Below are 12,081 nucleotides of genomic sequence, written 5' to 3'. Positions count from 1 at the left end.
CTCCGGACACAGACAATATCGAACCTCAAGCAAGCGATCACCCAATCACCACACCCCCGTAGGCACAACGTCAGTGACATAGTCTCTGAACCGGCGCGCAGGCCGCCCCAGCACTTCTTCAACCGTTTGAGTGGTGCTTTCATTGCGGCCATCAAGAATGTTCACAAACAGTTCGTTGATCAGCCACGCCATGTCGTCTGCCATACCCAGCGCCCTGGCGCCATCCAGATAGGCCTCCACCGGTAACGGCGTAAACCGGATCTCACGGCCAGTGGCCGCAGCAATCGCATGCACACACTCCTCGAACGAGAGCAGCTCCGGACCGGTAACTTCCAATACCTGGTTTTTCAATGCGGGATTGGTCAGCGACGCTACCGCCACACTGGCCAGGTCATCCACATCGATGAATGGTTCTCTGGCGTTGGGCCTGGGGAGCACCAGCTCACCCGCCTGCAGGCCCTGCAGCATAAAGCTTTCACTGAAGTTCTGCATAAACCAGCTGGCGCGAACCACGTTCCAGTCCAACCCGCTGCTTTCCAGTACCTGTTCTGCCCGCCGTGCGCCGGCCTCTCCACGCCCCGACATCAACACCAGGTGCGCCACACCCTGCTGTTTAGCTTCCGCCACAAAGGCACGCACATCCGTTTCCGCCGCCGGCACCGCGAGATCCGGGAAATACGTAACGTAGGCAGCACGCACTCCCTGAAGTGCCGCGGCCCAGGTACTGCGGTCTGCCCAATCGAAGGGGATAGGGGAAGAGCGTGACAGGCCGCGCGCCTCCAGCCCCATCTCACCCAGTTTTGCCAATACCCTGGAACCGGACTTACCGGTGGCGCCAACAACAGCGACGACTTCTGATGTCATGGTTTGGTCCTCGTTAAACGATCACTGAAGGTTCCAGTTTACGAGGACAAAAACTGATGCTTAATGCTTTTCTATCTACTATACTTTGCAGATCGTCCAAAACCCGTGAGAAACAATGATCCCTGAACTTGAGCGGCGCATGCCGACAACCTCCGATCCACTCGGCGAGACGCTGTGTTCACTTCGTATGGACGGTACCGTCTACGCGACTGCCGAACTGATTAGCCCGTGGGGCATGGAGATGCCGCCGCTCGGGGGCAAAATGATGTTTCACATCGTCACCCAGGGAAGCTGCTGGTTGCGTTTCAAAGACCAGGATAGCCTGCTCCTTAAAACGGGCGACCTGGCGCTGGTACCCAAAGGGGAAGGCCACTGTATCTCCCATAGTAACAATCAGCCGTGCGAGCCCTTTTTTGATATTCCCGTCACCCGGCTGACAGACCGCTTTGAGTTCATGCGCTATGGCGGGGCCGGCACGGAAGAACAGCGCACGGGCGAAGAAGAAACCCGACTGACCTGCGGCGTGCTTGGCTTCGACCAGATTGCGGCTCAGAAGCTCATTCGTGAATTGCCACAGTGCATTCACATCAAAGGCGACGATGGCGCCCTGCCCGCCGAGCTTACAACGCTGATACAACTGATGGAGCAGGAAGCCCGCGCACTATCACCCGGCGGAGTCACAGTGATGGCCCACCTGGCAGATATCATCGTGATTCAGGCCATACGACACTGGATCAACTCAAGCGCGGAAGCCAGCAAAGGCTGGCTGGGCGCGCTGAAAGATCCGAAACTGGGCAAGGCTCTGGCGGCCATACACGCACACCCTGAGGCTGACTGGACAGTCAGCCGGCTGGCCAGGCACGCGGGCATGTCCCGCTCCGGGTTTTCCGCCCGGTTTACCGAGGTGATAGGCACTTCAGTAAAACAGTACCTGACCGAATGGAGGATGAACCTGGCGCGTCTCAGAATTGGTCAATCACCCGTGACATTGACTGAGCTGGCTGAAGAGCTGGGGTACCAATCCGAAGCGGCGTTTTCGAGGGCTTACAAGCGGGTTTTCGGGGTGCCACCACTGCGGCGGAAAGGCTGCGAAAGGTAATCACATAATGAGCCCGACTTTCCCGCCCACGGCTCTATGGTTCAGACTTGAGTACCTCAGACCGATCCCTCTCGTACTCTTCGTATGACTTACTGGAACGTTGGATGCACTCATCATACTGAGGGGGTGGCACACTGACACATTCCTGTCGGTTGTTTCGCTGCACATTGTCATACACGGCTTTGCTGCTACAGCCAGCAACCAAGACACACACCAGCAGTAAATACAGAGTTTTAGTCACGTTCTTCATCCAGTTAGTGCGTAGAGTTTGTGGCATAGGAACCAAAGGGGCGCATTCCAGATCAACGTGATGCCGGCATCGTAGCCATCAACCTGGTTACATGCACAAGTCTCGCAAGCTCTTGAAGACCCGAACCTCAGTTCCCCGAGGTGCATTTTCCTGGGTCAACCAGATAGCCTTAAGACCTAACCACATTGCGGGCTTAATATCTTTAACGAAGCTATCGCCCACCACTGCCGTTCGAGTGACGCGGCTTTTTAATAATTGACCCAACTCCGAGGGTAACGCAAACGCCAGATTACCGACATCACATCAGCAAACCTCAAGCGACCAAGTAACACCAGAGCCAAAAAGACTCCCTGGACGCAAATGATCATTGCCACGACCAATAGCAAAACCATTGTGACCGCAAAGAATGCGGTCGGATCGCCGGGTTGTGCTGCTTCAGCGACATCAATCTCAAACGAGGTCGCCAAGAGCGGAACCAAAGTGAAGTACCATAGGCCAATACCGATCACTATTCCCGAACCCGAAGCTACATTTGAACAGAATCGATAGTAGGGCTTTAGCCTTCCAGCGTCATGAAGAAACTTCCGTATGCGACCCATATTCAGCTGATATTTAACGCCTTGGTTCAGTGGCGACTACGGAGCGCAGTGTATCCGGTGCAGGGCCGCCAGGCTTGAAACGAACTACGACAACTTGTTATGCAATGCCCAGTCGTCGCACGTCATTCGATATACCCGCACAGCTCGGGCATGGAATTCTCGAATCGTATAATCTCTGAACCCAACCTTCTCCGTCACCCTAACAGAGGCTGTGTGCTCCGGCTCGATAATAACAATTACCGACTCGCGGTGTGTTTGATCGAAAGCATACTGGAGAACACCTTTTACAGCTTCTGTGGCATACCCCTGGTGCCAGAACCTGCGCGCCAGCCGATAACCTAGATTGAATTCTTCGACATCGCCAACCAACTCAGGCCCAATGCCACAGAAGCCGATAAAATGCCCAGACTCCTTCTCACAAAATGCCCATGGCCCTATTCCCTGAGAGGCGTAACACTCAAGGCACCAATCAACGAACTTTCGAGTAGCTTCCTCGTCGCAAACTCCGCGAACGGAGAATTTCATGACTTCCGGATCACTGAGCATTGCGGTGAGCACCGGGACATCCTGATGGGATAGCTTCCTTGCAACCAACCTCTCTGTTTCAAACAATGACACCGCTCTCTCCCTGTGCTTCACGCCAGCAATAAAAGGCGCCCTGAAAAGGGCCTCCGGTGGGGGGCCTTTGGGCCGGAACGAATTTGATTGCCTTGTTACACATTGACTGAATACTTGAGGTCACACGCCTCATCTCCAGTCATGCCACGAAAGCCCCAACAGTGTGGCGGTTGCTCCTTGATCGTGACTTCAACATCTACGGGTGATATGCCAACCACGGACTCAATCTTCTTGAAGAGTTCCTTGATCAGGGCCTTTTGGGTCTCGGGATTTCGACCCTGCATCATATTGATCTCGATGGCCGTGTAAGCGGGTGTCCTGCCACCAGGATAATAAAAATCCTCGGTTTCCATAGGGATAAAACGATGAACCCGTTTGTCTTCCGGCATCCCAAGTACGGATTGCATACATCCGTGAATGACCTCAGAGAGCTGAGCCTTGATCGGGTTAAGGTGTTCTTTGATTCCATAGATGACTATCACGATGCCTCCTGCAATGTGTAACACCTGGGCTCAGTGGTCGATTTGGAGGCGCACCGCGCCGGAAAACCGGTTCGCTGGAGCCCCTGGTTATACATTGTTCCGATTCGGGATTAGTGCTAGCAAATCCGTTACCCCAACGTCTTCGCCAGATTGCGAAAGTAGCGTAGTTACCTGCCCTCGGTGATGAGTTTGATGGTTGAAGAAATGATAGATCAAGGAGGAAAATCGTTTGGTGGCGGGCACACCCTTGGTATTTTGATAGCTGAGAATAAAATCCAAATTACTATCAGTAAGCCCTGAAATCCATTTGATGATTTTCTCATCTAGCCACTTTCGGTGGCTATACAACTCATCAAGATCTTCGAAAATTATTTGGTTGAGGTTTTTGGGAGCCGCTAGCTCAGTGATTCCACGTAGCGCTTCAGCGCTTGCTGGATGCGCAGCAAACCTCTTGAGCCAAATCGTATCCCCAACAACGATATGATTTAGCGTACCCAATATTGACCCAAAGAAGGCGCTTCGATCTTCCAAAAGAGCCGCTTTGCTCAGGTTGCCTGCGGCTCCATATACCTTCCCATTCATCCACCGATTGTATTCGGCCATCAGTTCAAAATGTTGTTTCAAGCTCATCTGACTCAGATCCTTCTACTGTATGACGCTTACAGCATGCGCAGCCATGGAACGGAGCCGAAGGCGCAATGCAATGAGCGTCGCCGTGCCTGCATTGATTATGCGTCTTTCACATTTCCCCGAGGATCAACGACGAAATCTACTTTGTCACGCTTCAGTTGGCCGCTATTGGTTGGGGCTTCAAGCAACTGCCAACTTTCGTCTTTTTGGTAATCTTTACTTTCAGGTGTTTCGGCTAAAAATGCATGCTGCGCCTCTCGCAAACTCATGCCATTTGCACCGCCCACGTAGTCTGGATCTGAGCTCTGAACACCATCATCTTCCCATCCGCATAACTCACAAATTTCGTAAGTGCCGCCAGACGGCTCGTCCAGAGTTTTGTAACCACAGCATCTGCACGTGTATCTCAATTAAGCATCCATAGCGCGAAGCTTTGCGGAGTCCTTGTAAGGGAGGCAAAGCCGCAATGAAAAGGGCATTTGGCGGCCGTAGACCGCGAACTAGAGCGATTTGTTATCTAAGTTTTCCATTGAAGCTCGGTGAATGGCATCAATGTGGACCAAAGCACTGTCAACGTATTTGAACCCGCATTCATACCCATTGAAGGCCACGAAAAGATCTGTGCCAGCAAGAACAACAGCTTGAGCACCTTGCTCGTCACACATCTTCTTGCCAGCCTGAAATATGGTCTCTCTTTGGTCTTCGTTTGCAGCACCAGAAACAGCAATGCTCATGTAGGCTTCATGGACTTTGTTTAGGCTATCGCCAGGCGGGACAATGATTTCGGTCTCTCGAAAGCTATCGAACAGCCGTGTCTCCATGACCACCTTGTTGCCCAATACGCCCACCCTTGTGTAGCCGTTTTGAATTAATGCGCTTTCGAGTCCAGACAACGCATTGATAATGGGAATGGGTGATACTTTTTCCAGTTTGGAAATGCAAAAATGTCCAGCTATTGACGTCACCGCCAATGCTTCGGCACCAGCCGCGCTCAAACGATTAGCCAATACTTCAAAAATCCTGACCTGCGCATCGACATCGCCAGCCTGAATGTTGCGTATCAAATCGCTCGCTTGGGCATGGCAAATGGTCAGCTCCATACGGCTATCACCATCTGATGCCTGATCGGCTTTCACCAAGTTACGATAATAGAACTCTGTTGCGGCTGGTCCGATACCACCGATTAGTCCAATGTGCATAGATACCTCCATGTGGTGAGTTCTTCTTAAAGATAACGCTGAAATAAACGGCGGCTCGACAGGGGCGTCCGGTGGAGACCGAAGGCCGGAACCAACTTAATTAACTTGTTACAGGGCATCGGTCAGTTCCTGAATTTGACGCCTACGCAGGGCTTCATAGTCTCGGAAAACCTGATGAAAACGATCCTTTCTTACGAAGGGAAACTGGAGATGGTAGTGACGGCTAAAGCCCTGAACGTGACGAGTTTCTTTGCCGTAGATCGGGTTTTCGTCACACCACTCATTGTTAACGCCACGCACAGTAGCTCTGTAAACGCTAATGGTTTGATCTTTGATATCCACGATGTAGGTGGCAAACGCACCTTTGATCAAGAGATAACCTTTGCATGACGACTGCTCAACAAACTTCGAGTAATCGGTTTGTCCAATCATGACCGGGACATCCCTAAACGTCTCAATTTCACCAAAATTCGTTTTGATCGTCATGCCGTAGGCATCACACCCCATCAGGAATTCTCCGAGAGGGTTGAGTTCAATATGCTCGACTAACGCTTCCCTTCTCATGATCTGCTTTGTGATTCCCTGTAACGCTGAACGACGCGGGGCGTCCTAGGCGTCCGTCTTCCATGACTTGTTTTACGTTCCATTTTTCCACTTCCCTATCAACCCGTATCCAGCAAGCAAAACACCCAAAACCAAAATAGTCCCTACAAAAGCAAAGAATCGATCATCGCCATTAGCTTGGCTTACTATTGGGTCGCCTCCGCGAATCGAAAGCTCCCCTGACAGCAGAGCAAATCCGGCTATGAAGATAAGTACCGCTCCTCCAGAGAGGCTCTTGCTGTATTCGCCAAGGCGTTTGTCTTTTCGCTGTGCTTCTATGAACTCGTCTCTCTCCTTTCCCTCATAGTTTTGGGCTTCAGTAAGTACCTCTTCATGCTCGGCTTTCGTAACCCGAGAGATCCAAAAGGGAGCCGCAAGGAAAACTCCAATAAATCCAAGTGGGATGAGCAGTATTAACAGAAATTCCACGAAAACTTCCTTGTGACGTTTAACGCTCGCATTTGCGGCTAGTTTGGAGCACAGCGGAAAACCAGTCCGACAACATGCTCTTGTTAAGAGGTAGTGGCACGCTCCGCCTCATCAAGTTTCTTTAATGCGAACTCACCCCTTTCAGATACGGGCCGAGATTTATCCGAGATAAAACGCTCAGTAAACGTCCTGGCAACAGAACCTAAACTGTCTAGCTCTCGTATCAGAATCTCAGCTGAAACTCGCCTTACGATAGATGATCGATCTTCAGATGATTTTTTCAATAGTTCGAGCATTGGAGCTTTAACATTCAGCTTGCGCTCAGCAACGACAGGCTTTAGCCGGCCTTCACAATAACGTATATCGGTCCACTCCCATTTCCGGCCTTCCATCCATACAATCCGCCCTTCAAATAGGCTGCGGTATGCTTTAGCTCGAACCGACGGCTGAATCGCAAAACTAGCTATTTCTTCCATTTTTTCGTCAAGAATCGGTGTCCGGCCAAGTTGAGAAAAGAGCGATGGCATAGGCCCAGAAGCCGATGAAATCAACTTAGAACGAAGAGACTTTGCAATTTTCTCTTCACAGATAATTTGAAGAAGAACTTCTTTATCTCCTTCTTCGATCCTGCCCCAAGAGTTCCAATTGGAAAGCGCAATGCTTAGCGCCTCAACGACATAATCAGGATCTGTAGATCCTGCTATCTCTGGTAGTTTTTCTCTTGCAGCCTTGCGAACTTGAGGCACCCAATCATTAAGCCTGCGAACTGCTAGAGAAAAAAAGAATGCATTCGGCGCGGCCCCTGACAGGGCTCGTAGAGCTTTTTCTCGCCTGTAACCATCCCAGCTAATCAGGGCAAGCCAGGTTATAAATTCCTTGGGCTTTGACCAAACCTTCCATTTCGGAGTGCTGGACTCTCTTAACGCCGAAGAAAACTCAGAGCGAATCAAACGCTCCCAGTAGTCAAAGCTGGAAAGAGGCAAATTATCGGTTACATCAATCAGTGCAGACATATCAGCCACGACTTTGCTTCCTGAACGAATTGAGTTTGCAAAGTCTTGTACTGCCGAAATAACCTGGTCTTCGATTGTCTGCAATTGTTGCATTTACTGCTCGCCTCTTAACGCCTTGGGTAAGCTGACAGGACAGAGCGTAGCGGAGTACCGGTCGGCCTCACCTACTGGTATAAATTGCAGCCAAGCTTGAGACCATGCTTTTGATCGATTCGATCTCAGCGTCACGGTCGACTGCCTGGCAGTTGTATGTGATGAACAGAGCCGTTGGCCCACTGGCCACATACCATAGCTGCCAAAATTCATTGTCCGAACCAAATGCTAAAGTGAACCCTTTGAAGTCGCCAGCGGAGGTTTCCGTCAGTTTGGCACCGGCCTCTATGTGCTCTTGCGCCAGCCCTCTTAAGTCTTCTTCCGTGACCATTCCTTCTTTGGAATAGCTACTGATCTCGAGTGCTCCGACGCCTTCCGGATGAAAAACGATTGAGCAACCTTCTTCATGCTCTCCTAGCCACCCGGGCAGCAAATTGATTCGCCAGTTTGGTCCATCGAACTGATTCATAATTATTGCAACTTAACGAGGCTGTAGAAAAACCCGATTCCGAGTCATTCCAAAGGCCTGGTTCCTGTAATTTTTATCGCGGCCATCAACTGGCCGATTCCCGTGATTTCGATGTTCGGCCATCCGCTTCGGCCTTTTGGGGCTCCTGGATCCGGTATTGCTGGTGTCCAGCAGATGCTCGTCCGGGACTTCCACTCTCGGCATTACGCCACCATCCGCCCGTAATTCGCCAGCTTCTCAATATTGTGCACCAGGCAGTATAGCTGCCACTGGCCCTGCACCTTCTTTTTGCCCCGCAAACTGAAGCGATTCAGGCCCTTGTTCGTGCCGATGTTGCCGAACACTGGTTCCACCACCGACATCCGGTGACTGTAGATCTCTTTGCCTTGCGGACTGTCTACCCGGTGCTTCATCCAGTCGGTGTAGTTGGGCAGGCGCTTGTTCTCTATGGTGAACGAGACCTGCCTTCCTGAACCTTTGCGATGATTGGCGGACGCCGGATTCTGCATGCACTGGCGCTTCTTCGTGCAGTGCCGGCATTGCAGCAAACGACCTTCGAAATGCACCCGGATTTTGCCATTCTCGGCTTTGCGTTTGCCTTGGTAGCTAATGGCATTGCCTGCCGGGCAGATGCACGTCAGATTCACCGGATCGAACTGGAATTCACGGGCTGGGATGATGTCTTTCCGGCCCGTGGTTGGCTGGTTCTGATGGCGTTTGCCGTATTTGTCTTTCTGGTTCTGGAACTTCGGGTCGCGACTGCGGAATTTGTTATCGGGCACGTAGCCGTTGATCTGCCGTTCGTGCAGGTACTTCATGTTGGCTTCATTGGCGAAGCCGGTGTCGGCCGTAACGACGGTGCCTTGCTGGTAAATGTTGTCGGCGATACCCAGCTTCCTGAACCGAGCTTCGACACTCTCCAGCACCGGTTGCAGGGTGTGGTGTTCCTGGCCTTCGCCAAAGGCCTGGGCGTCGATGATGACCTGGTGTTTCTTGTCCACCGTGGCCACGCCGTTATAGCCCTGGATCGTGCCCTTGCTGGTGGTCATTTTGGCGCTTTCGTTATCGGTGAGGTTGCTCTTCACTTCCTTGTTCCGTTTCCCCCGGCCCATCCTTGGGCGGTTCGTCTTTAGGAAGCGGTCGACTTTCTTCGCGGCCTCATCCAGGGACAGGATGGTTTTCGCTCGTCGGATATCCCGGTCCAGTTCAGCTTCAGTCTCTGCCTCATCCCGCTCGTAATGGGCCTTGAGGTGATGGCGAACCAGGCGTCGCAGCTTGGTGCGTTTCTCTTCCAGCTCTTCGAAGGTGCCAGACCATTCCTTGGCCGCGTTCGACGGCATCTTGCAGCCGTCGATGGCGAAGAGTTCGTTACCCAGCAGGCCCTGGTCGTGGCACACCAGCAGCACCTGCTCGAACAGCTCTTCGATTTCATCCGAGTGACTGCTGACGAACTTGGCCAGGGTGGTGAAATGTGGAACCGTATCGCAGGACAGGGCCTTGAAGATGATGTTGGTCTCGCAGCACCACTGCATCTCGCGGCTGGAGGTGATGCCCTTGGAATAAGCGAACAGGATGATCTTCAGGAGAATGGCCGGATCGTAGGCCAGCCGACCGGTGTCTTCATTGCGGTACTTGGGATGAAACACCGACAGGTCCAGCTTGTGCTCGATCAGGTAGTGCACCGCGTGTTCAAAGGTGCCGGGTTGGAGCTGTTCCTGGTAATTGATGACGACCATGGCATCCTGGTCGTAGTTGTAATGCTTGAAGCGGGGCATCTGACCACTCCTTGTCCGTTTGCCTGATGCTACCAAAACCGAGGGGGATTTCGGGGTTTTTCTACAGCCTCAACGCTGATGGTAACCGGCGCCGGAGCGCCAGCGTAGGGAACCAAAAGCGGCACGCTTTTGGCGTCCGGTTGACTGCCTTGTTAAGTGTTTACCGCAGAAATTGCGGGATTCTTGACCTAAAAATATCAACCAACTCTGGGGCCATGTACTCATAATTATCTGGGATGCCCAAACAGATCAATTTTTGATTTTTTAGATGTTCTCTGAATCTCGTTCGCAATTTACGTTTATGGGCGTTTTCCATAACGAAAATAACCTCAGCCCATTCTATGTCTTCAGCTCCTAGAGGCACCTCTGCATCATTATTCAAGCCTGCTGACCTGACTTCGACATTTGGTTCTTCGCTGAAAACAGCCTCAGCTGTCGGGGAGCGAAGCTTGTTCTGACTGCAAACAAAAAGGATTCTAGTCATTGTTCCTGATGACACTTAACGAATGATATGGACTCCCCCTGCTCCCTCGGCATCGATGTGCCACATTGAAGGTGTCGAAGTCTTCAAGCGAAAGCAGGAGGAGTCATCATGAATGTTACAACCATCGGCATCGATCTGGCGAAAACTGTGTTCAGTATTCATGGCACCGATCAACACGGCAAGGTCGTGGTTCGCAAACGGCTGAATCGCCCCAAATTGTTGGCATTCTTTGCCCAACTGCCACCTTGTCTGATTGGCATGGAAGCTTGCTCCGGCGCGCACTACTGGGCGCGTGAAATGACCAAGCTCGGCCACGATGCCCGAATCATCGCTCCCCGGTTCGTGGCACCTTATCGCAAGAGCAGCAAGAACGACGACAACGATGCCGAAGCTATCTGTGAAGCGGTCAGCCGACCCAATATGCGCTTCGTTCCAATTAAGACCGAGGATCAGCAAGCGACACTCAGCCTGCATCGGATTCGTCGAGGGCTCACCAAAGAGCGCACCGCCCAAATCAATCAGATTCGAGGCTTGCTGGCCGAGTTCGGATTGATCATTCCCCAGGGACGTTACGCCGCACGCCGCCGGGTTCCGGAGATCCTTGAGGACGCCGAAAACGGCCTGCCCATGCTGGCCCGTCGCCTACTCAACAACATTAACCAGCGCATCCTTCAGCTGGATGAGGAAATCCTCGCTTATGATCGGGAAATCGAAGCCATGGCACGGCGTGACGAACAGGCAAAGCGTCTGATGGCCATACCCGGCATTGGGCCTCAAACTGCCACCGCCTTGTTAGCCAGTGCACCTGATCCCAGGCAATTCAAAAGCGGTCGGCACTTTGCTGCCTGGCTCGGATTGGTGCCCAGACAATACTCGACCGGAGGGAAGCCCCGACTGGGCAGAATCACCAAGCATGGCGACAAATACCTGCGAACGTTGTTAATCCACGGCACCCGGGCGGTGATTGCAACGATCGATACGAAAGAAGATCGACTCAGCGCCTGGGCGAAAGAGCTCAAAGAGCGCCGGGGATACAAACGGGCCGCCGTGGCAATGGCAGCCAAGAACGCCCGAATCGTATGGGCACTACTCATGAACCAGACAGAATTTAAAACGCAGCCCGTGGAAGGCTGATAACCGAGTACCAACGACAGGCAGAACACGCCTGCCAGCCGAGTCTTGCAACGGCAAGCGATGACGGAACGGTCAGACCGAGAGTGAGAGAGTCTGTTTATGCTGACGGCCCTTAAAGGCCGACTAACGAATGAGACCCTTACTCACACGCATCATCATCCTGGCCCGGGCAGTAACGCCCACACAGAGGCCGAATGTAGAGCTGCAGTCTCAAACCGCTTCGGATTTAAATGGCGTTGCTTGACCGCAGGGGGAGTCCATGTAGCCTGCGTAAACGGCGGCTTTTGCGCAGCGAAGCGGAGAAAAAGCTGTCCGGTGGAGGGCCGTCAGGCCCGGAACG

The 12,081-nt window shown here is 52.4% G+C and carries 14 protein-coding genes; 2 read left to right on the top strand and 12 right to left on the bottom strand.

Annotation, left to right across the window (positions count from 1 at the left end; all coding sequences use genetic code 11):
• Window positions 1–45: 45 nt before the first annotated feature.
• Window positions 46–864: an NAD(P)H-binding protein gene (locus JIF53_RS02625; protein WP_199451785.1), complete on the bottom strand. Its 819-nt coding sequence runs from the start codon at window positions 862–864 to the stop codon at window positions 46–48.
• 115 nt (window positions 865–979) lie between these two features.
• Here JIF53_RS02625 and JIF53_RS02620 point away from each other — a divergent pair, with 115 nt between their 5' ends.
• Window positions 980–1,963 (top strand): AraC family transcriptional regulator, encoded by a 984-nt coding sequence (locus JIF53_RS02620; RefSeq protein WP_011784516.1) that lies wholly within the window; start codon window positions 980–982, stop codon window positions 1,961–1,963.
• A gap of 933 nt (window positions 1,964–2,896) precedes the next feature.
• On the opposite strand, the gene JIF53_RS02615 is transcribed toward JIF53_RS02620, so the two are convergent.
• From JIF53_RS02615 to JIF53_RS02565, 11 genes are all read right to left on the bottom strand, one after another.
• Complete coding sequence (locus tag JIF53_RS02615) at window positions 2,897–3,430, bottom strand: GNAT family N-acetyltransferase (protein WP_041656717.1); 534 nt, start codon at window positions 3,428–3,430, stop codon at window positions 2,897–2,899.
• Window positions 3,431–3,525: 95 nt separating this feature from the next.
• Window positions 3,526–3,912: a tautomerase family protein gene (locus tag JIF53_RS02610; RefSeq protein WP_199451784.1), complete on the bottom strand. Its 387-nt coding sequence runs from the start codon at window positions 3,910–3,912 to the stop codon at window positions 3,526–3,528.
• Between the two features lie 87 nt (window positions 3,913–3,999).
• Window positions 4,000–4,542 (bottom strand): DinB family protein, encoded by a 543-nt coding sequence (locus tag JIF53_RS02605; RefSeq protein WP_199451783.1) that lies wholly within the window; start codon window positions 4,540–4,542, stop codon window positions 4,000–4,002.
• 98 nt (window positions 4,543–4,640) lie between these two features.
• Entirely contained in the window at window positions 4,641–4,952 is a 312-nt protein-coding gene (locus JIF53_RS02600) for a CPCC family cysteine-rich protein (RefSeq protein ID WP_199451782.1), read from the bottom strand.
• A gap of 90 nt (window positions 4,953–5,042) precedes the next feature.
• Window positions 5,043–5,741, bottom strand: a complete 699-nt coding sequence (locus tag JIF53_RS02595) for an aspartate/glutamate racemase family protein (RefSeq protein WP_199451781.1) — start codon at window positions 5,739–5,741, stop codon at window positions 5,043–5,045.
• Between the two features lie 108 nt (window positions 5,742–5,849).
• Window positions 5,850–6,305, bottom strand: coding sequence for a hypothetical protein (locus JIF53_RS02590; protein WP_199451780.1), 456 nt, complete (start codon window positions 6,303–6,305; stop codon window positions 5,850–5,852).
• Between the two features lie 72 nt (window positions 6,306–6,377).
• Complete coding sequence (locus JIF53_RS02585; RefSeq protein ID WP_199451779.1) at window positions 6,378–6,773, bottom strand: hypothetical protein; 396 nt, start codon at window positions 6,771–6,773, stop codon at window positions 6,378–6,380.
• A gap of 83 nt (window positions 6,774–6,856) precedes the next feature.
• The gene (locus JIF53_RS02580; RefSeq protein ID WP_199451778.1) at window positions 6,857–7,879 is read right to left on the bottom strand and encodes a hypothetical protein; all 1,023 of its coding nucleotides are present in this window, start codon (window positions 7,877–7,879) and stop codon (window positions 6,857–6,859) included.
• A 67-nt stretch (window positions 7,880–7,946) separates the two neighbouring features.
• Window positions 7,947–8,348, bottom strand: coding sequence for a hypothetical protein (locus tag JIF53_RS02575; protein ID WP_014421849.1), 402 nt, complete (start codon window positions 8,346–8,348; stop codon window positions 7,947–7,949).
• A 203-nt stretch (window positions 8,349–8,551) separates the two neighbouring features.
• Window positions 8,552–10,123 (bottom strand): IS1182 family transposase, encoded by a 1,572-nt coding sequence (locus JIF53_RS02570; RefSeq protein ID WP_199451777.1) that lies wholly within the window; start codon window positions 10,121–10,123, stop codon window positions 8,552–8,554.
• A gap of 160 nt (window positions 10,124–10,283) precedes the next feature.
• Window positions 10,284–10,607: a low molecular weight protein tyrosine phosphatase family protein gene (locus JIF53_RS02565; protein WP_023009701.1), complete on the bottom strand. Its 324-nt coding sequence runs from the start codon at window positions 10,605–10,607 to the stop codon at window positions 10,284–10,286.
• 108 nt (window positions 10,608–10,715) lie between these two features.
• Between JIF53_RS02565 and JIF53_RS02560 the strand changes: the two genes are divergently transcribed.
• A complete protein-coding gene (locus tag JIF53_RS02560) occupies window positions 10,716–11,741 on the top strand; it encodes an IS110 family transposase (protein WP_199451776.1) in 1,026 nt (341 codons plus the stop codon).
• Window positions 11,742–12,081 lie beyond the last annotated feature (340 nt).

Origin of the sequence: Marinobacter sp. bablab_jr008 (assembly GCF_016464145.1) — a bacterium.
Lineage (GTDB): Bacteria > Pseudomonadota > Gammaproteobacteria > Pseudomonadales > Oleiphilaceae > Marinobacter > Marinobacter nauticus.
The sequence above is the reverse complement of the archived record's forward strand: the minus strand, read 5'-3'. Positions and strand labels throughout refer to the sequence as shown.